This is a genomic window from Legionella erythra, assembly GCF_001467615.1.
Lineage (GTDB): Bacteria > Pseudomonadota > Gammaproteobacteria > Legionellales > Legionellaceae > Legionella_C > Legionella_C erythra.
Map to the genome: position 1 here is coordinate 252,481 of NZ_LNYA01000034.1, position 20,061 is coordinate 272,541.

A 20,061-nucleotide genomic window follows, 5' to 3' on the forward strand; every position below is an offset into this window, starting at 1 on the left:
ACGAAACCTATAGGTCTTGTGATATGCCATCTTGTTCCCTAATTCCATGGCAGAGCGTTTAGCAGGGAAACCCATCCATCAGGAGATGTCTTTACGGCTTTACGCCCGAGGAGTGCTTTAAGCACATCATCATTAATAATCAGGTAAATCAACCGATGTTTCGGTGATCTTTTTTGCATAACCCAATCGGGATTTATAGTCCCTTTGGGGCTAATCCTCCCTATTTCCAAGGAGACTACCATGCAACAACAGGAACCAGCACAACTTGAAATTGAACATTTGCTGTTTGAGCTGAATTGTTGTGTCAATGATTTAAGTCGTCACCGACTGCAAATTAATCTCTATGACATTCAGCAAGCAGAGTTAAGTTTGCACAAACTGGAATCTCTGATTTCCTTTGTCAAACAGTTCGATACTCAACGAATTGCTTGTTAATTGAAGCAAACTACGTCTTATCTGCATAACAGAAAATCACCTGCCTATGCGGATGTTTTTCTGATATGCGCTCACATTTAACAATAACAGGAGAATACAATGACTGCATCTTTAAACCGCATTCAATTAATCGGCAATCTCGGTGCTGATCCTAAAAGCATCATCCGAAAAGATGGACAATCTTTTGTCACAGCCACTTTGGCTACCAATGAATCATTCAAACAAAATGATGAATGGCAAAGCAGAGTGGAATGGCATCAGCTGGTGTTTTTTGGAAAGCTAATCAAAGTCGCTGAATATTTAAAGAAAGGAGCGCAAGTATACCTTGAAGGCAAACTACGCTCTAATCAATGGACTGACAATGAAGGTAAAGCACGTCAAGCCTTAAATGTTGTTGTCAGCCATATTCAGCTTCTCAGTCCACCCAAATCAGCTGATGAATCAAACAACAAGACCGCAGAACACCATATGGCGCAAATGCGTGAAATGTTGCAAACCGATTCAGAAGAAATTCCGTTTTAATCATACCCTATCACGGGAGCAACTCCCGTGCGGGATTGCTTCCTTCACATAAGGAGATAATCCCCATGGATACCCCTTCAATCTATGTCGCTTGTTTAGCATCCTATAACAATGCCTTCTTGCATGGCATCTGGATAGATGCTACACAAAGCGAAGATGAAATCATGGAAGAAATTTGGGAAATGCTGGATAACAGCCCTGAATCTAATGCTGAAGAATACGCCATACACGATTATGAAGGATTCGGCAGCATCCAAATCCATGAGTACGAAGCAATAACCAATATTGTGGAGTATGCCTCATTTATTCAAGAACACGGCGAGCTAGGATTAGCCCTTCTCTGTGATTATTCAGTAGATGATGCACAAACTATGTTGGAGGATCATTACCAAGGTTGTTATGATTCAGAGGTTGATTTTGCCAGACAGTTGTTTGATGAGTGTTATGCCCATCAATTACCGGATAGTTTGATCTGCTATTTTGATTATGAGGCTTTTGCTCGTGATCTTTTCATCAGTGATTATTATTCAGTGGATGTTGATGGACAGACGCATGTTTTTTCAAGGTATTAAACCCCTTAAAGGGGTTTAATACACTCAATTTAATAGCTAATGGTAAAATATAAAACTATTATCTTCTCTAGATTAACTGTTTATAAATCACTGTTGTATATACTTGACTGCATTTACACATAAAAGAGTGAATATGCACAAGTCGTTAAAATATTAACTAAATTTGGCTGTTATGCATAATTTTTTACTATGCTATAATGACTTTAATGGGAGAGTATATGAATAGTGTATTTCAAGTAGCTGATTATTTTCTTAACAAAGCATCTAAAGAAGAAGATGGTGGCGAAATTATTTCAAATCTTAAATTACAAAAATTGGTTTATTATGCCCAAGGATTTCACTTGGCTATGTATAATCAACCATTATACACAGAATCTTTAGAAGCATGGACACATGGTCCTGTGTGCCCGGACTTATATCATGATAAAAAGAAATACAAAAATGGCGCAGTGGAGCCAAACACCAATTTTGATGCTTCTGTATTCTCAAAAGAACAAAAAGATTTACTAGATGAAATCTATGAAGTTTATGGGCAATTTTCAGCTTGGAAACTCAGAAACTTAACTCATGAAGAAGCACCTTGGAAAGATAATTTAGACAATGATAATAATAACCTTATTTCTCATGAAGACTTAAAAAAATATTTTAAAACCCAATTAAATTGATTATGTCTAAGCAAACAATTAAAAAACCTAATATTAACCAAGGAAAAAATTTATCAGTTAATCCTAAAAGTTCGTCAACCAATCATTTAAAACCAATTTTTTCCTTAGAGCATATACAGGCGAATTATTGTGTAACTAACTGCACTAAAGATCAAAAAGCTGCTTTTGCAGAAGCTCTTCGAAAACGTAGCCAAATGACCTGGAATGAAATAATACAAGCTCCACGACATGGCTTAGGACAGGAAAATATTGAACAACATGCTATTAAAGTCCCATTGCCTCATGATGTAACACCTGACACTCAGCTAATTGCATTACGGTTTGATGGAAAAGCTCCAATGGTAGGGCGACGAGATGGTAGAGTTTTTATAATATACTGGCTAGATCATAATTTCAGTTTATATAACCATTAATTTAAACTTGTCGTTTCTTATCCGTAAAACAATCATTTGTCATCCATAAGTTGACAAAAAACTCCCTTAAAATACTCTATAGAATTATATGCACTAGCACTTAGCTGTAGTAGATAAGCATTTTCATTATCCCACCAAAGAGCATCATGTGGCCCAAAACAATTATTAAGACTTGCAATGTATATATTGCTCGCAATCATGCCACTCTTCGGATCTAGGACGGTTAAATTAAAATTACTATAGCCACTAAATGAATTCATACTAGGCAATCTAGAGAGTGCTGGCTTCTTTATTGGAAAAGAGGCTTTATTGAAAACACGAAACCATGCCATTTGGTTTTTCTTTCCATTCTTCGGAAACAGGACAAATTGAATTTCTTCTATTTGATTTTCATTACCATAAATAATTTGGCTATCTGGAATAAAGTCTAAGTTAAGTTGGTTTGAATACTTGATATAGCAATTCGGCTTGCTAGCTCTAAGGAGATTATGCATTGGCCATCTTAAATTCCATAAACTCGAGGGTGGTTTATATTCATTGCTGTTAATGCACGCATTTTCTATGCAGTTGTTGTAACGTGACCAATAAGATAGTTCAAAAAAACTCTTTTCTAATATTTCACTTGATGATGAAAAAGGAGAAAAAGATTTACAAAGCTCTAAAAATTCTTCATCCTTCAAATTTCCTTCAAGAAGACGAAGTTCAATATTAGTCCCATAGGATAAAAAACTTAACGTTTTTGATTTTGAATAATCATAACCAATCCAACAAATATTTTCCAGATTCAATACATGGGGCTTCATTTCCCAAACCCAATGATCGAATAAAGCAGCATTATCTAATGTTGATAAAGGACCAAAGTCATACAAAAATTGCTTGCATCTTAAGAGAGCATTTTTATATTTAACGAAAAAGTAATAAGAGGAAAAATGAGCAGAACACCAAGCAGACCACTTTTTAAATTGATAATGACTTGGTAGTTCATTATAAGGAACATCTTCTTCCCTAAGTATAAAGTTATATAAACTAACTTCATCAGTATTGGGTATCAAAATAACAAAATTTACTTTTTCTTGAGCCTGTGTAGGTTGGATATCGTGCACTAAATTCATTTTTAATTCCAAGCAGATTAAGATTGGGAGTTATCTATAATTTGGCGGGACTAAACTAATAATTATAAGATTGAATGTTCTTTTTCAGTTTCTTTCGCTTCATCTATTCTGTCATTACTCATAAAAAAACCAGTTATCGATGCCCTTACATGATTTCCTGCTGCAGTTTCTACTTTTTTTATACAATGTAAAATATTATTTTTAAAAATAACCAACCTATTAGGTTTTGGTACGATATAATAGCCTATTCCATCATCAGCATATTTATTCAACTCAGCGCTATTAAGATGGTATCCTACTTTTTTCTTCTTATTATTGATTAACATCACTTCAGGGTAATCGAAATCCAGTTGAGGTGTAGGATTAATCAATAATTCTGCGCCCCAATTTATGTCCCAAATAGGATGGCAGTAATATACATATGCACCTGAAATCTTGTACTTACCATCAGTATGCCAAGAAAGCCCTGAGCCTCTGGGATACAGATAGGGCCTAGCATAGAAAAAATCCCAATCTTTATCTTTGAAACCTATTAAATGAGAATAGTCAGCGGATTCCGCAATTAGTTCCTTGATAAATAAATCGATGGTTGTGTTAGTAGGGTAAATTTGCTCTGTTGTGCAAGCTTCAGGCCTAGAATGAGAAATAGTAACACTGCCCCATAATGGAGAACCATCCTCAAGACTAAAAGCATTTACCCATCTAGAAGAGTGAACAAACTTGAATTTTTCAGTTTGAATAAAATTCCAAATTTTTTTAAAGGCTGATAGCTCTATGAAGTCATCAATTACAGCAAGAACATCATTGTTTAAAACTAATTTCATATCAATATAAAACTATCAAAGGAGATACTTATATCTCCTTTGATAACCAAGGCATATATTCGTCCTTATCTTCATCGGCATCAATTCTATTAGAATAATATACTTTCATAACATCTCCTTATTAATTACTTGTAAAACAGATTCCGATTATAGATTTATTATCTCATCAAGGCAATTAAGTTGAGGTGACATTTTTTACACTATGATCTATACAAAACCACAAAATGATTATGTATTTCATAACTTGTTTTCATTGCAATCAAACAAAGTGTCAGTCTTTCTAATTTGCAAAATAAATTCATCATAGTGATTTGTTCGACGTTATTTGGTTCATAATCCAACAATACTGGAGAATAATAACCGCCATACATTGGCCCTTGATACTGCAACATTAATGCGATTTGCTTAACCCGTTGGATATCTAAATTTCGGAAAGTGTAGCCAGAAGTGTAGCCAAGAATATCTATTAGGGGATGGGGATTCATTACAACCCTTGCTGGGATTGGTCGGGACGGAAGGATTTGAACCTTCGACCACTAGCACCCCATGCTAGTACGCTACCAGGCTGCGCTACGCCCCGAACTGGATGGCAATAATAACTTGACCGGCGAGAAATAACAAGCCTCTTCTTGTGATTAATGCCCGCCCACAGGCGTGGCATGGTTAGGTTTCTTTATTCCTTGCCAGACTGCCAGAAAGCAATGTGGGCGCCGGCTGGGTCCTTTAGAATAATAAAACGCCCCATCTCGCCTGCCTGTGTAATGGGCATAATGACTTCTGCGCCGAGTTTTTGAGCCTCCGTCAATGTCTTTTCGAGATCATCCACCAGAATGTATCCCATCCAGTGCGGAGGAATCTGCTCTTGCATGTCACGAGGAATCTGCCAGATGCCGCCAAATGCCTGATCACGTTTTTCTATCATCGTGTAGGTTTACTCACCCATGTCATGATCGGTGAATGTCCAGCCCAGCAATTGACCATAAAACGCTTTGGCGGTCTCTTTGTCGGCAACAGCCAGCTCATTCCAGCAGAATTCCCCGGTTTGCGGTTGATTCATTTCCCACCTCCTTGTCATTGGATTTAATTGAGTATAGACAATGGCGATAATTTTTTGCTTTTGCATTTTTAAGCCTTAACAATCTCAGGTATGATGGTGCATCCGAATGACTGAGTCACAGAGGGATAATCATGCCAATACAATTAACTGACAATCAACGCCGTTCCTGGGCTTCTTCTCCCAGCGAGCTGTCTACTTTTTTAATCAATATTACCGAATTTATAATTGAAATTAGCGCGCCCAAAGCACTGAAAAACCCGAAATCAAAAGAATTCGTGATTTTTTCACAGGTTTCCGCCAAAATTCTGCAATACATCTGCAGTGAAAATGCTAACTATCTGGCCCTTTCCGGTGCCTATTTTCGTCACATTAAAAAAGACGGCTTAATCGATTGGACATCTAAGGATGAGGACGGCTTAAATGCCCTTTTAGGACCTTACCGGCATACAGCCAGCGGCTCTGTCTATCTGCGAAGTTTTACTACGGAACAACGAAGTGGGAGTGACGCGCACTGCGCCTTCCTCCGTACCATTCTATTTACTGATTTAGAACCTTTGGTCCCAAAAGACAGCGATCTTAATGATTTATTGACTTCCGCTCTGAAGGTGGTTGATTTTCTTACAACCCCCTATGCTGTTCTTTTTGAAGAAGCGGATGTCCATAAAAAGACCACCTCTGGGACTGATTTGCAGTGGAGCAGTATGCAAAAGGGCATAAAAGGAGCAGTAGATAACCTTTTTAAGTTGAAAACCAAATCCGTATCCGCTTTTAAAAAGCCAATAAGCTCGAAGCTGCAGACCCAAGCCGCCAAAATGGAAAAAGATTTACAGATTTTCCAATCCTGCCTGGGTATAGAAAATGTCCGTCTGGAAGCCCAGGCCAATTATCAGGCGCTGTTAGAAAAATACCAGGCCTTGCAAAAAGGACAGGCGGAACTGGAAAACTTTATTCGCCCCCTGTCACCAGAGCTGCCTAAAACAGCCACCCTTGAGGATTGCATTCGAGCTTATGGCGAACACTGGCAAGCCAGTTATGAGAAATTGAAGCAACAGAACTTTAAAAAACAATACGACCAAACTTTGGCTGAACTGGAAATTTTGCGTCAGGAAATCAAAGCCAAACAGGCTGACATTGAAACACTCCTGCAACAAGCCCCTAACCCATCACTTAAGCAATCCATGGAAGAGCTTCAGACAAAATGCGATAAGCTCATGCAGGAAAATAAAGGTCTACTCGACAAAGCCACGGAATTGGCGGACGCCCAATCACTGATGACGCCCCAGAATAATCCATTAAAAATGACGTTTAAGACCTGGATAAAAGGTTTATTGAGTCAATTAAGCCATCTTCAACAGACCGTGCAGCAATCGGACAAAACAATAGATACACTCAAGAAGAATAATATAAAGCTGGCCGCTGAAAATCAGAGTTTAAAGGATCAATTACAAACCAAGATTGAAAGCCCTATTCCACCTCACTCGGCTATGAGTGCTAATAACGCAATACCGCGCCTTGAAACCTGGGGTATCCTCTTGCAACAACACTGCACGGGAACCAACAGTGCCGGGGTGAAAGCGATCATGGCGGAAATTGAAAAACTGAAAAAAACAGCATGGCCTAAAACAGAAAAATTATCGATGCTCAGCCTTAAAATGCGTGAAATCGCTATGTCACGTAAAGACAGCAGTTGGTCAAAGTCTCATTTTTTTGGTAAAGGACGTCATCAGGGCGTGCAGGCGCTTTATACGCTGATGGCTGATGAAGCGTTTTCTCTACATAATGAAACCTGTTGTGATCAGTTGCTGAATTTACTCACCAAGGGTCATTTTGTTCATACAAAGGATGAACAAAGAGAAGAAAAAAGCCCGCTGCTCGTGCAATGATGCCACTGCGCGCGAAGATAAGCCCATTTAAGTTAAACCCGGATTGTCCTATCCCACAGATTAATCCGGGTCTTTAAGCCTTTATTCCTCAGTTTTGACTTCAATTTTCTTTTGTACAGCCATGGGTTTTTTAGGAATGGATATTTCCAGAACACCGTGTTTATAGGTCGCACTGATTTGCGCCTCATCCGCTGTTTGCGGCAGGCTAAATCGGCGATAAAACTGCCCCTGTACGCGCTCTACCCGAGAATAACCATTCTTTTCTTCTTTGCTTTCAAATTTTCTTTCACCGCTGATGGTCAGAATATTATTTTCCAAAGAAATATGGATGTCGTCTTTATTAACGCCGGGAATATCAGCCACAACTAAAAATTTTTCTTTTTCTTCTTTAATATCAACCGCCGGAGCCCAGGTTCCTGTATCCACAAAGGAAGAATCTGCCGTGTTATCGCGAAAGAAATGGTCAAAAATATTGCTTAAATCTTTTTGTAAGGGATAATAACTACGAATATTCATCATTGTCTCCTGAACGTTTCATGGGGTGATATTAAACATAGGGGTTTTCGCCTGATTTTCAAGGGATTTGGCAAAAATTATTTGAAAATGAAGGGTAAGGCATGGCCTGCTTTATGATTTGGGGCTATTGACTAACTGATCATTGCCAATTTGATCCAGGGGATCACATTCCCCCGTGGTTTCATAACCCGGGACCCCATCGCCTAACAAATCGACTTCGTCACCGCTGATAAACTGGTTTTGATTTAATTCGTCAGAGGAGCCATCCAGCGCCAACTCATCGGCAAAATCAGGTTCGGGCTTAACCAGTGTATCCACGGTCTCTTTCTCAAGATTACTCATCAACGCTCTCCGCTAACCGAATTTATTGTACATTTTGTTGTTGTTTTTCTTAACCAGAGGATTCCATTTATTACCCTGCGCCAGTAAGTCCGTACACTCTCCAACATCCAACGGTTCACTGTAATAAAAGCCCTGAACCTGATCACTGTGATGTTTGCGCAGGTACTTTAGCTGCTCTCGGGTTTCCACCCCTTCAGCAAGCACTTCCAGATTCATTTGTTTGGCCAGGTTAATGATGGCTTCGACAATGTATTGTTCATTATTATTGGAGGTAATTTCATCAATAAACAATTTATCAATTTTAAGCTTGTCAAAGGGGAAATGTTTTAAATAACCGAGATTGGAATAGCCGGTGCCAAAATCATCGATGACAAAGTGCACGCCGGTTGCCTTTAATTCACTCATTTTCTGCGCACACTCATGGAAATTGGTGGTGATCGATGACTCCGAAATTTCAAGTTCGAGCCGGGATGGATCGACCTGGGTTTCCGCAATAATTGCCTTCATTGTGTCCACAAAATGGGGGTGCTGCAATTGGCTGATGGCAATGTTAATGGCCATACGAATGGGTGCATAACCTTGATCCTGCCATTGCCGGCTTTGTTGACAGGCCTGGCGCATGACCCATTCCCCAATGGAATTAATCAAACCATTTTTTTCCGCCAGGGGAATGAAAACTTTCGGCGGAATATTACCCCATTGCGGATGATACCAGCGAAGGAGCGCCTCGACCCCCATCATCACATCGCCATCCAGGCTGATTAAAGGCTGGTATTGCAGTTTAAACTGGTTATTGGACAAGGCTTCGTACAAATCGAGCGTTAGATGGGTGTAGCGCAACACATCATCCTGGTATTCGGCTCGATAAAATTGATACGTGTTGCGGCCATTCTTTTTCGCATTGTACATGGCAATGTCCGCTTCTTTACTTAATTGTTCTGCAGGACGCATGGTATCGAAATGAGCAAAACTGATGCCTATGCTGGTGGACATCTGACATTTGTATTCATTGAGAATAAACGGTTCTGCCAGAATGGCAATGATTTTATCGGCGAGATAACCCACCTGCTCCTCAGTGATATGGCCGTCGACAACAACAATGAATTCATCACCGCCCAGGCGATAAATATTATCGCCTTTGCGCAGGTTTTTTCTTAATCGTTTAGCCAATTGCCGCAATAACAAATCACCGTAACTATGCCCCCAGGCATCATTGATTTGTTTGAATTCATCCAAATCCAGAAATATCACGGCTAAGGATAATTTTTGCCGCAGGCAGCGTTCGATAATAAAGGGAAGCTGGTTATTAAACTGATTGCGATTGGCGAGACCCGTTAACAAATCATAATTGGCGAGGTATTGCAATTGCTGGTTGACTTTCGTTAACTGATCCTCATTTTTTTGCGTTCAATGGTATAACGGATTACCCGCTCAAGCAGTTGTCCGCTTAATTCCTGCTTATCAAGGCAGTCGCTGGCTCCCGCATCCGCAGCGCCCATACTGTCCTCCTCGGAGGCTAACATAATAAAGGGCACCTCACTGCCTTTGCTGATAGCCTGACGCACCAGATGAAACCCATCCAGAGGTTCAACCACGTAATCAATTAGGCAAACATCCACATCACCGCTTAACGTTGCTGCCAGCGCATAATCATAATTAACAACCACATTGACTCGGAAGCGGCTTTTTTTTATCTTGCTCAACAGGTTCTTAATGCCTGATAATTCCTTTTTATCATCACCGGCCAATAAAACCTGGATTTCCATAATTAACTCCCTACACCAATAAGGTTAGCACGCAACCGTTTCATCGCGTGTAGTAATCCGGTATGACAGGGTTTTAAACCATCAGGGCTTATGTGGTGAGTCATCCTGCTTCCCTTCATAATCAATCCTGAACCAGTGGTTCTTATCCAAGCCAGAATATATGTAAAAGTATAGCTAAAACAGGGTGAATTGCTTGCGTTTCATCAGCAAACTGCTGAAAAATAATTTAAAAAACATGAAGGATTTGACCCGTAGCCGCCGCCTTGAAATAGCGCATCGGCGGTTGCTACAGGTGATGGAAGGGCTATTAACTGAACGCATTGATGCCGGTGATATGACGGCCAAGCACCAGAGTATGCACATTATCCGTGCCTTCGTAGGTAAATACGGATTCTAAATTCAGCATGTGGCGAATGATGCTGTATTCAAGGCTTATTCCGTTGCCGCCTAATAAATTACGGCATTGGCGGGCAATTTTAAGAGCCTCGCGACAGGCATTGCCTTTGGCGAGCGAAATCATAACCGGCGTTTCACGGTGCTGGTCTTTTAACCGGCCAATTTGCAGGTTCAGGCACTGAGCTTTGATGATTTCCGTGTACATGCCAGCTAAATCTTTCTGAATCAATTGAAACGAAGCCAGGGGACGATCAAATTGCTTACGCTCCAACAGATAATCGCGGGTTTCATTGAAGCAAGCCATGGCAGCTCCCATCGCGCCCCAGGCAATGCCATAACGCGCCTGACTGAGACAGCTTAAAGCCGCACCCAAGCCTTTTTCGGTGCCGGGCAACAGATTTTCATCCGGAACAAACACATCTTCAAACACCAATTCGCCGGTGATGGACGCGCGTAATGACATCTTGTGTTTGATTTCCGGGGCGCTGAACCCTTTACTGCCTTTTTCAACGATAAATCCGCGGATGCCGGCCTCGGTTTTTGCCCAGACAATAGCGATATCAGCAATCGGGGCATTGGTTATCCACATTTTACTGCCATTTAAACGATAGCCGCCATCGACTTTCTTCGCCTGGGTGCGCATACTGGCGGGATCAGAACCGGAGTCCGGTTCAGTCAGGCCAAAGCAGCCAATGATCTCACCCGCAGCCATAGCCGGTAAAAAGCGCATTTTTTGTTCTTCATTCCCGTAGCGAAAAATAGGATACATGCACAGCGAACTTTGTACCGAGACAAAACTGCGCAAACCGCTATCGCCTTTTTCCAACTCCTGGCAAACAAGGCCATACGCCACATAAGACGCTTCCGCACCACCATACTGCGCCGGCAGAGTCAAACCCAACAAGCCCAAATCAGCTGATTTTTTAATCAATTGACGGGGAAATTGCCCGTTTTCGAACGATTCAGCCATTAAGGGAATCACATCGTTGTTGACAAAACGTGCGACACTGTCGCGAATCATGCGCTCATCATCGTGCAATTGTTCGTCAAGAAATAACAAGTCGTCCACCTTCTTTCTCCCTTTTTACTGAATGCAATGCCAAAACGGCCGCAATAATTGAATCCCGGCTTGGCAATAAATACTGCCAGGCGGTACCTAACGGAATAAAGCAGTCTTCCCCGGTGATGCGTTTGATTTTTAACCGCGAGGGGGCTTCTTCCATCAACAGCGTCATTAACCCCTCACTGACCGAGGCGCTGCGTCGGCCTTCATCGACAATAAGCACCCGCTTGGCTTTAGCCACTTCCTTGATAATGGCAGCCGCCGGCAAGGGGCTTAACCAGCGCAGATCCACAATTTTGGTTTTAATGTTGTACTGTTCTTCTAATAGTTTAGCGGCTTGCCGGGATAAATAGTAACCATTGGCATAGGTTAGAATGACGGTATCGCCTTGCCCATGCACGCCGACTTCCCCGGGTTCAATGGTTTGTTCGGGCGATGGGTAATCAAACAGCCAGCCGTTATCGCCGTTTTCGTGTAAATCCTTGGTCATGTAAAGTGCGATAGGCTCCAGGAAAACCACAATACGGCCTTCCTTGTAAGCCAGACGCATAGCCGTGCGCAACATTTTTGCCGCATCAGGCCCATTGGAGGGACAGGCGACGATAACACCGGGTAAATCGCGAAGAACCGAAATGGAATTGTCATTATGGAAGTGACCGCCAAACCCTTTCTGGTAAGCCAGCGAGGCAATGCGGATAACCATGGGATTCTGGTATTGACCGCTTGAGAAAAACGACAAAGTAGCTGCTTCCCCTCGCAATTGATCTTCGGCATTGTGCAGATAAGCTAAAAATTGGATCTCGGGCACGGGAATAAAGCCATTATGCGCTAAACCAATGGCGGTACCTAAAATGGTTGTTTCATCCAGCAGGCTGTCAAAAACGCGGCGTTGGCCAAAGCGAGCCTGCAAATCGGCAGTTACCCGATAGACGCCGCCTTTTTTACCCACATCCTCGCCAAAAACCAGCATATTGGGGTATTGCATCATCAAATCAGTCAGGGCGAAATTAATCTGCTGGCAAAGGTTGCGTTTTAACTTCAACTGATTAGCCGCCGCCCCGAATACGGTCATGCGCTGAGTCTCATCAGGCAGAGGGAAATCAGCCTTTGGCTTAATGACCGGGGTAATCGAGGCCATAATCTGCCTGGCGCTGGTCATGCGCGGCAGACGGATGGCTTCAGTGGCTTTGGCTTCGATTAATGCACGGTTATCGCGGTACAAATCAATCATGGCTTTCTGCGACATCCAACCACTATCGTACAAAATCCGGGCGGAATGCAGAAGCGGATCCTGGCTTTCAAGGTGTTCGATTTTACTCTGACTATGGTATTGCGATTCGATATCTGAACCCGCATGACCGAGCAGGCGCACGCAGCGCATATGCAGAAATACAGGCTGTTTTTTATGGCGGGCGATGGCCTCTGCCTGGCGGGCTTTAAGATAAATATCAGCCATATTTAACCCGTCGCAACACAGGTAATGAAGGCCGGGACGCTGTTTCACGGAGGACTCAATCCAGCTTTCCGGCGTGGGCACGGAAATACCGATGCCGTTGTCTTCGCAAATAAAAACAATCGGCAGCGGGTAGTTCTGACTGGTAATCCAGGAGCAGGCATTTAACGTGGTTTGAGTTGACGCATGATTGGTTGAGGCATCGCCAAAGGAGCAGAGAATGATACTGTCAGGCAACAAATTTGCCGGAATAGCCAATTCTTTTGCACGAGTGATCGATAAAGCCGCGCCAAGCGCCTTGGGCAGGTGCGATGCAATGGTGGAGGTTTGCGGCGGGATGTTCAACGGCACGCTGCCAAATACCTTGTGCCGCCCGCCTGAAATGGGTTCTTCTGCCGCCGCCACCAACGAAAGAAGAATGTCCCTCACCCCATCACATCCCGCCACCTGCTTCGCCCGCTGCAGATAAAAACCACCGCTTCGGTAGTGCAGAAACGCCATATCAGCCGGTGAGAAGACTTCGCCAAACACGGCATTGCCCTCATGGCCGCTACTGCCAATGGTGTAAAAGGATAACCCCTTTTCCTTAAGCTGACGGGCAATTAAATCAAGCAGGCGCGATTTCATCTGCGAATCAAAAATCTCGATGCTTGTTTTTTTATCCATGCCGGCCTGAGAGGGAGTCAGTACGCTTCGGGGAGCAGGAAAATCACCCTTCTGAACGCGTTTTATAAATTGTTCGTCAACAACACTCGCTCTATCTAACATGTTCACACCCTGTTTGTTAGTATCCCTATGACGCCTTTTCGTGGACAAGTATCAAGAAAAGGGTTTACCAGCCGATAACAAAGGCATCAGTATAGTGAAATGACTTTAGAAAAGACAAGAAAAATTGGTGGTGAGCGCAGATTAAGGATGCCATCATGGCCTTTGACATTGGTGCGGTGCAAAACGTACGCTTAAATCCGGTGCAGGAACTTAAACTGGCCAAACCGGCTGTGGATCTGTACGTCGGCCAAATCCTTAAAAGCGTAGTCGTCGGTGCATTAAAGGATGATCAGGTCACCATCCAGATTAATGGCCAGAACATCAATGCGAAAACAGCGCATCATTTTGCCCCGGGTGAAGTGCTGGATGTGAAGGTGTTGCAAATTGGAGAAGAAACCATTTTACAGGTGTTAAGCGATAAAGCGCCCCCCTCTCCCATCCAGACAGCACTGGCACAAAACCTGCCGCGTCAGGCACCGGCAACCGCCTTACTGGCTACCCTAAATACCTTAGCCGAACATCCCAACCTTCCGGCCAATATTAAAGAACAGATAAACAGCATTCTTGCAAGCCTTCCAACCATTTCGCAATTGCCAAAACAGATTATGCAGGCAGTCAATCAAAGCGGCCTGTTCCTGGAAGCGAATCTGCTGACAGCGGCCCATACCCCGGCCGCCGTCCCGCCGGCGGTTTTAACCGCTGACTTAAAAGCGCAATACCTGAATCTTTTAAATACCTTAGCGCAACAAGGCATCACCCCACCCTCCAAACCCATGGCCACCACAGGGTATGAAATGGTAGAAAATGACTCCCTGCCTCTCCCAGGCGCGGTACCGCAACCCCATCACCGCATGGAACCCAAATCCCTGCAATCCATGGCCGACATGCCGGTGGAGAAATTGCTGTCCGTGCTCAGCGAACACACGGAACATGCGCTCGCTCGCATTAATACCAGTCAATATTCACACCTGATGAAAACCCCGGATCAACCTTACAGCCTGATGCTTGATTTACCGGTACGAACACCCGATGGCCAGGAAGCCATCCCCCTCCTGATTAATGAGGAACATCAGAATAACCTTATGCCGCCGCGCTTTAGTATTTCATTTGCCTTAAGCTTAAACGACCTGGGCGATTTGCAGGGCACGGTAACCCTGCATCAAAACACCATCGATATCCACATCAACGCCGATAAACCGGCCACCCTGGATATCTTACAGGATCATCATGATGAATTTTCAAAACTGGTCAACGACTTAGGCTTAAATTTAGGCGCCTTTGGTCTGCATCTCGGGCTTGAAGACAACAAAATCGACGGCAGCCGCTTTTCTTTACTGGATTTAAAAGTATGAACAAGACACCGCCTCAGGCCGTAGCCCTGCAATACGATGGTGAATCAGCCCCGCGGGTCGTGGCCAAGGGCGAGGGCTTTATTGCCGAGCAGATCATCAAGGTTGCTCAGGAAAATGGCATTCCGCTGGAAAAAGATCCAGAGTTGACAGCGATGTTATCCAAAGTCAAATTAAACGATGAGATTCCCCCATCGCTTTATCTGGCTGTCGCTCAGTTACTGGCTTTCCTTTATTATCTGAATGATAAAAAGCCTAAGGGGTACACGGAAGACGATCAGCAGGGATGATTAATTGGCAAATAATAATCAATCAAACTACAATTTGAGCTAAATGACGAAGAAGGAATAACAACATGAAATGGATGGCCTTAATACCCTTCGTTTTATTGACTGGCTGCAACTATAGTAATACCGAATTTGTTCAATATCAGCAGGTCATGGTGGTACCGCCTCATCAAACCATCACCATTGTCAAAGACGCCCCGGTGGATGTAACCACAACGCGTGTGGAGTGTTATTGATTTCTGTCAATTACAACAACCGATGCAATTTAAAGGGCAAATGAACATCCGGCTCTTTCTCCCATAGGCTTATCACGTGGCCGCCATACCCTGCACCAACAATTTTGCAGGCTTTGGCGTGTTTTTTTAATTCCTGCACATGCCGGTGCAGTTTTTCCGAAACAAGCCCCCAGTCATAAAAACATTGATTGCCCTTGTTTAAAGCGCTTTCCAACAGCAAAAAACCTTCAGTCGCCTCGCTTTCCAGGGCCATTTGAATTTCTCTTGAGGATTCAAGCATCTGATCATCAATACCGCTTGCCAACTCAGGATGGCTCTTGCGAAGCGCATTCACCGTCCTGACGCAGCTGTCGGTAATGCTTTTTTCACCGGATGACGATACATAAAGATGCGGTTTCCAGCGCGGTTGAATGGGTTGTATGTCGTGGTTGGTTGAGTATTTGATCACCCCGCTGGACATGACACCGGCAATATCCAGGCCGCTGCTTTTGACATGAAAGGCATTTTCAAGCTGAATGGCAAACTCAAAGAGTTCCGCCTGGCTGATTAAGCCGTAATACAGGCACCACCGGGCGACTGCCACGCAAATGGCGGCTGAAAACCCAAGGCCTGCGCCAATGGGAATGGAGCAGTCTATCTTGAAAAAACCAGTTAATTCCGCCGGGTTTTTATCCCTCAGCAACAGCGCCTGGCTGATGACAGGCCAGAGCATAATCGACAGCGAATTGTTCCCTTCAGCGGAAATTGTTTGTATGGTACGAACAGCATCCTTTGTGTAGTCCAGGGTAAGTTTATAGTTGGTAAATGGGGTTACAAAGGCAAAACCACGATTGACGATGACATGCTCGCCTGCCAGTATGCATTTGGCTGGGACAGAGGTATGGAAATCCATAAGCATTCTTTAAAAATGGACCTAATTAACTATAGCACAGCACCATGAAGTTGATTAAATTTTATTCAAAAAAACGCGATGTACGGTCTATACTCTTAGTACCCATGTGGTTTAATAAGGAAAATTTGAATGAATAACCCTCATGTGGTGCTGATTACACCAGATGATGACATTTTGGGAACCATCGACAAGTTGTCTGCACATCAATTCGCTATGCTGCACCGTGCTTTTTCGGTGTTTATTTACCGCAGGCGGCAAGACCAGTTTGAAATCCTTTTACAGCAACGCCAACAGGGCAAATACCATTCCGGCGGTTTATGGACCAATACCTGCTGTTCGCACCCCACGCCGAACGAAAGCGTGGTTTCAGCCGCCGAACGCCGGCTCTATGAAGAGATGGGCATTAAAGCCACGCTTCATACCGTGGGTAAATTTCATTATGTGGCCGTATTCAATAACGGCTTATTTGAAAACGAACTTGATTACGTGCTGGCAGGCACTTACGAGAGCGACGTCATCCCCTTTAATCAGGATGAGGTGCAGGCTGTGCTCTGGATTAGCCTGGCGGACTTAAAGCAATGGGTCAACGATGAACCAGGGCAATTCACACCCTGGTTCCAACAGGCGCTGCGGCTATTCATCCCTTATCTGGAAAACCGGGTGACGGATAAATCCGTCAGTTAGCCATTCAGGTAAATTTCATAGCTGTCGTAGCAGGACTCAACGTCGGCTTGGGTTCTTTCTTGAAAAATCCAAGCGTTTTTTTGGGCGTTTCCTCCGATTGAAGCGCAATTTTTAATGTCGGCAATTTATGCTTAAGGATTTCTCTTTCCTCCTCGGAAAAGCATTTACCCAAAACGACTTTTTTTAAGCTGTTGCTGTTTTTCTCTAAAAAGCTCACCAACGACACAAAATTGGACTTGAAGGGATTATCAACAAATCCATCGATGATGACGCTTTCAAGCCGTGGTAATTTAAGATTTCGCAACCAGGTCAGCAGATCAGCAAATTCATTAAAATAGCCATGCGGTGCGAATAGATGACGGTTTGATGAGTTTTCTATAAAAGAATCCAGGGTTAAGTATTTGATGTGTTCAAATTGGTCAAGATTCAGATGAGACTGTACCAGTTCGTCTTCAATTTTTTTAAAATCCTGAAGCACCTGTTTTATAAACAAGGCTCTGATGTCGTGCTCTTCGGGCGACTCCTTAGACGCCTTATCGGCAAATAAGGCAAAAAACAACAGCAGCCTATCCTGAATCTCCTTACTGGTTACGCTGGATGCTACTTTGGCCATTTGCCGTGTAGGCAGCCATGCATTCATACTCACCAGTGCCAGTTCCCCGCCTAAGGGTTTGTCAAAATTTTCCCGGGTCTTGGTGTTAAACAAATGAATGACCGTACTAATCTCAATTAAAAGCAATACCCAGTTCAGTAAACGACTCTTGCCTTCTTCATAATTAACAGCTGTTTTTTCAATGCCCTTCAGGCTTTCAAACCGTCTGTCATTCAGTAAATACCCAAGCAGTTTTTGCAGTTCCCTAATTGATTCAAGCTTTGATTTTTGTTTATACAAAGTGACATTATCGCGGATAAAATCCATGTTGTCATACCAGCAGGTATACCCATTCAGTAATGAATTATTTTTAAACTCATTATTAGGTTCTGACAGTATTTGTATAATTGACTCGCTGGCAGCGTCTTGAACGTGAGGCAGTGTAACCGATGCTTTTAAAAGCACCACCTCTTCTTTGCCTGATTTTACATCGTCAGTGGCTTTATCCTCTTCACTTTTTATGGAATTAGATAGCCTCGTTGGATCCAGGCGTTCCATATCCTGCAACAATCCATTGTCATGGGGTTCCAGCTCCGATCCAGTCCCCACTTCATCAAGCCCCACCTTGCCAGGCTCTGCCGGGGGCTTGCGTGATGGGGGTATCGAATCAGCGGAAGCCTTACAGACCACTTCATCAACAGAAACCTGTCGGGACAGCACATGACTCGGTTCTGAAGGGTTAACGATCAACATGTCCATTTGCGAATTTTTTCGACTGATGGCTTCAACATCATAGGGGGTAACCGCATTATCGACCGTATTGGTTCGCGTGAATCGGGAAAACGACGATGGCGCATCACTGATTTTGCGGGGTATATGGTTTGGCATAGAGACCGCTGTTTTGTCGTAAGCATCGCCTGGTGCAAGCTGGGAGGACGACTTGGGTGGCAGGATACTGATCCTTGCAGGCCCGTAATTACTTGGTATAAGGACTGCGCTTCTATCAACAACATCCCTTTGTGTTTGCTGGGAGGGCGACTCGGACTGTTCACAGATTTCGCTGGGTACGTTGTTTGTTTTATAGAGTTCTTTTAGTCTGTTTGACGTGTAGGATTGCGTGTGGGATAATTTTCTTGCATCCTTAGCAGCCATTTCACTGGCTTTCTGCGAGGTAATTGAATACTCCTCGAAGGAGGGAGCAAGCCCTTCCGGGGCTCCATCAAGACGATTCTGTCCAAACTTCAACTCTTCTTTTTTTCCCTCTTTTTGAGTATTGGTAAAAAGCAGCCCCTTAAACCCCTTATCATTTAATGTCTTTTTCATAATCATACCGCCCATCAAAAATGTCATAAAATAGTCAATTTGGAAAAAAATTACAAGAATAAACCAAGCGTTTTAGCTTTATTTTCTGACTGTTATACCTCGTTTCATCGCTTGCCAAAGCTTGAAAAGATTGATTATAGTTATTCTTCTCTTGTTATCACTGGCAGGACGCCATGCGGCCCCGACTCATTATCCTGTTGACCTGTGCATGGACCACCGCTGTGTCGGCTCTGCCGTCGGGTTTTGTCTACCTGAATCAGGTGTCGCCTGACATCATCGAAGAATTACGATACGCCAGCGCCGATAATTTCACCGGGCAGCGCGTACCGGGTTATCAGGCCGGGCGCTGCATTCTGACTCGGGAAGCAGCAGAGCAACTGGCCCTGGTTGAACAAACCGCCTTAAAAAACGGGTATACGCTCAAAGTCTATGATTGCTATCGCCCCCGCCGCGCCGTAAAGGCCTTTTATCAATGGAGCCAATCCAATGACACCCGCACCAAACCCTACTATTATCCCCGCGAGGCAAAAGACACCCTCTTTGCCAAAGGCTACATTTCTTTAGCCTCAGGCCACAGCCGCGGCAGCACGGTGGATTTAAGTCTCGTGAAGCTGACTGAGCGCGGTCGCTACCCCCAAAAAGCCAGTGCGGCCTGCTACAGTCAAACCACTCAGCATATTAATGATGATTCAATCAATACCGGTACCCGCTTTGACTGCCTGGATAAAAGCGCGCATGTTTTTTATCCTGAATTGACAGCCAGTCAGCGGCGAAACCGCCTGCTGCTCAGGCAATGGATGATGGCTCATGGATTTAGCCCCTACAGAAAAGAATGGTGGCACTTTACGTTAAAACAGGAGCCTTATCCCCGAACTTATTTTGATTTTCCCGTACATTAGGAAAGGTTTCAC

At 43.6% G+C, this 20,061-nt stretch carries 24 protein-coding genes and 1 tRNA gene; 11 read left to right on the forward strand and 14 right to left on the reverse strand.

What is annotated here, in order from left to right; translation table 11 throughout:
- Positions 1–240 precede the first annotated feature (240 nt).
- From Lery_RS12385 to Lery_RS12405, 5 genes are all read left to right on the forward strand, one after another.
- Positions 241–435 (forward strand): hypothetical protein, encoded by a 195-nt coding sequence (locus tag Lery_RS12385; protein WP_058527552.1) that lies wholly within the window; start codon positions 241–243, stop codon positions 433–435.
- Between the two features lie 99 nt (positions 436–534).
- Positions 535–957, forward strand: coding sequence for a single-stranded DNA-binding protein (locus Lery_RS12390; protein WP_058527553.1), 423 nt, complete (start codon positions 535–537; stop codon positions 955–957).
- Between the two features lie 65 nt (positions 958–1,022).
- A complete protein-coding gene (locus tag Lery_RS12395) occupies positions 1,023–1,529 on the forward strand; it encodes an antirestriction protein ArdA (protein WP_058527554.1) in 507 nt (168 codons plus the stop codon).
- 218 nt (positions 1,530–1,747) lie between these two features.
- Positions 1,748–2,194 carry a Panacea domain-containing protein gene (locus Lery_RS12400; protein WP_027229142.1) on the forward strand — a complete coding sequence of 149 codons (447 nt, stop codon included), beginning with the start codon at positions 1,748–1,750 and terminating at the stop codon, positions 2,192–2,194.
- Between the two features lie 2 nt (positions 2,195–2,196).
- On the forward strand, positions 2,197–2,607 hold the full coding sequence (locus Lery_RS12405) for a hypothetical protein (RefSeq protein WP_027229141.1): 411 nt from the start codon (positions 2,197–2,199) through the stop codon (positions 2,605–2,607).
- 32 nt (positions 2,608–2,639) lie between these two features.
- Here the strand turns inward: Lery_RS12405 and Lery_RS12410 are convergent, their stop codons facing one another.
- The 6 genes from Lery_RS12410 to Lery_RS15815 form a co-directional block, all read right to left on the reverse strand.
- A complete protein-coding gene (locus Lery_RS12410; protein ID WP_058527555.1) occupies positions 2,640–3,719 on the reverse strand; it encodes a hypothetical protein in 1,080 nt (359 codons plus the stop codon).
- A 62-nt stretch (positions 3,720–3,781) separates the two neighbouring features.
- The gene (locus tag Lery_RS12415; RefSeq protein ID WP_058527556.1) at positions 3,782–4,543 is read right to left on the reverse strand and encodes a 2OG-Fe(II) oxygenase; all 762 of its coding nucleotides are present in this window, start codon (positions 4,541–4,543) and stop codon (positions 3,782–3,784) included.
- A gap of 200 nt (positions 4,544–4,743) precedes the next feature.
- Positions 4,744–5,028 carry a hypothetical protein gene (locus Lery_RS15365; protein WP_061477142.1) on the reverse strand — a complete coding sequence of 95 codons (285 nt, stop codon included), beginning with the start codon at positions 5,026–5,028 and terminating at the stop codon, positions 4,744–4,746.
- A gap of 18 nt (positions 5,029–5,046) precedes the next feature.
- Positions 5,047–5,123: transfer RNA gene (locus Lery_RS12420), tRNA-Pro, on the reverse strand.
- Between the two features lie 93 nt (positions 5,124–5,216).
- Positions 5,217–5,465, reverse strand: coding sequence for a VOC family protein (locus tag Lery_RS15740; protein WP_237759226.1), 249 nt, complete (start codon positions 5,463–5,465; stop codon positions 5,217–5,219).
- Between the two features lie 9 nt (positions 5,466–5,474).
- Positions 5,475–5,600 (reverse strand): VOC family protein, encoded by a 126-nt coding sequence (locus Lery_RS15815; protein WP_272946896.1) that lies wholly within the window; start codon positions 5,598–5,600, stop codon positions 5,475–5,477.
- Between the two features lie 131 nt (positions 5,601–5,731).
- On the opposite strand from Lery_RS15815, the gene Lery_RS12430 reads away from it, so the two are divergent.
- Positions 5,732–7,483, forward strand: a complete 1,752-nt coding sequence (locus Lery_RS12430; RefSeq protein WP_058527557.1) for a hypothetical protein — start codon at positions 5,732–5,734, stop codon at positions 7,481–7,483.
- 81 nt (positions 7,484–7,564) lie between these two features.
- Here Lery_RS12430 and Lery_RS12435 read toward each other — a convergent pair whose 3' ends face one another.
- From Lery_RS12435 to Lery_RS12460, 6 genes are all read right to left on the reverse strand, one after another.
- Positions 7,565–8,002, reverse strand: a complete 438-nt coding sequence (locus Lery_RS12435) for an Hsp20/alpha crystallin family protein (RefSeq protein ID WP_420324168.1) — start codon at positions 8,000–8,002, stop codon at positions 7,565–7,567.
- A gap of 108 nt (positions 8,003–8,110) precedes the next feature.
- The gene (locus tag Lery_RS12440) at positions 8,111–8,341 is read right to left on the reverse strand and encodes a hypothetical protein (RefSeq protein WP_058527559.1); all 231 of its coding nucleotides are present in this window, start codon (positions 8,339–8,341) and stop codon (positions 8,111–8,113) included.
- A gap of 12 nt (positions 8,342–8,353) precedes the next feature.
- Positions 8,354–9,706, reverse strand: coding sequence for a putative bifunctional diguanylate cyclase/phosphodiesterase (locus Lery_RS12445; protein ID WP_058527560.1), 1,353 nt, complete (start codon positions 9,704–9,706; stop codon positions 8,354–8,356).
- 17 nt (positions 9,707–9,723) lie between these two features.
- Positions 9,724–10,107: a response regulator gene (locus Lery_RS12450; RefSeq protein WP_058527561.1), complete on the reverse strand. Its 384-nt coding sequence runs from the start codon at positions 10,105–10,107 to the stop codon at positions 9,724–9,726.
- 307 nt (positions 10,108–10,414) lie between these two features.
- Positions 10,415–11,572: an acyl-CoA dehydrogenase family protein gene (locus Lery_RS12455; RefSeq protein ID WP_058527562.1), complete on the reverse strand. Its 1,158-nt coding sequence runs from the start codon at positions 11,570–11,572 to the stop codon at positions 10,415–10,417.
- Positions 11,550–13,787, reverse strand: a complete 2,238-nt coding sequence (locus Lery_RS12460; RefSeq protein WP_058527563.1) for a thiamine pyrophosphate-dependent enzyme — start codon at positions 13,785–13,787, stop codon at positions 11,550–11,552. Before Lery_RS12460 ends, Lery_RS12455 begins: the two co-directional genes overlap by 23 nt.
- Positions 13,788–13,942: 155 nt before the next feature.
- Between Lery_RS12460 and fliK the strand changes: the two genes are divergently transcribed.
- The 3 genes from fliK (at position 13,943) to Lery_RS15370 (ending at position 15,659) form a co-directional block, all read left to right on the forward strand.
- Positions 13,943–15,139 (forward strand): flagellar hook-length control protein FliK, encoded by a 1,197-nt coding sequence (fliK, locus tag Lery_RS12465; RefSeq protein ID WP_058527564.1) that lies wholly within the window; start codon positions 13,943–13,945, stop codon positions 15,137–15,139.
- On the forward strand, positions 15,136–15,426 hold the full coding sequence (locus Lery_RS12470; RefSeq protein ID WP_058527565.1) for an EscU/YscU/HrcU family type III secretion system export apparatus switch protein: 291 nt from the start codon (positions 15,136–15,138) through the stop codon (positions 15,424–15,426). The genes fliK and Lery_RS12470 overlap by 4 nt, the downstream gene beginning before the upstream one ends.
- A 65-nt stretch (positions 15,427–15,491) precedes the next feature.
- Positions 15,492–15,659 carry a hypothetical protein gene (locus Lery_RS15370; protein ID WP_156412490.1) on the forward strand — a complete coding sequence of 56 codons (168 nt, stop codon included), beginning with the start codon at positions 15,492–15,494 and terminating at the stop codon, positions 15,657–15,659.
- Positions 15,660–15,669: 10 nt separating this feature from the next.
- Here the strand turns inward: Lery_RS15370 and Lery_RS12475 are convergent, their stop codons facing one another.
- On the reverse strand, positions 15,670–16,551 hold the full coding sequence (locus Lery_RS12475; RefSeq protein WP_058527566.1) for a mevalonate kinase family protein: 882 nt from the start codon (positions 16,549–16,551) through the stop codon (positions 15,670–15,672).
- A gap of 129 nt (positions 16,552–16,680) precedes the next feature.
- Between Lery_RS12475 and idi the strand changes: the two genes are divergently transcribed.
- Positions 16,681–17,235 (forward strand): isopentenyl-diphosphate Delta-isomerase, encoded by a 555-nt coding sequence (gene idi, locus Lery_RS12480; protein ID WP_058527567.1) that lies wholly within the window; start codon positions 16,681–16,683, stop codon positions 17,233–17,235.
- 4 nt (positions 17,236–17,239) lie between these two features.
- Here idi and Lery_RS12485 read toward each other — a convergent pair whose 3' ends face one another.
- On the reverse strand, positions 17,240–19,150 hold the full coding sequence (locus Lery_RS12485) for a hypothetical protein (protein WP_131750962.1): 1,911 nt from the start codon (positions 19,148–19,150) through the stop codon (positions 17,240–17,242).
- A 173-nt stretch (positions 19,151–19,323) separates the two neighbouring features.
- On the opposite strand from Lery_RS12485, the gene Lery_RS12490 reads away from it, so the two are divergent.
- A complete protein-coding gene (locus tag Lery_RS12490) occupies positions 19,324–20,049 on the forward strand; it encodes a M15 family metallopeptidase (protein WP_058527569.1) in 726 nt (241 codons plus the stop codon).
- The last annotated feature ends 12 nt before the right edge of the window (positions 20,050–20,061 follow it).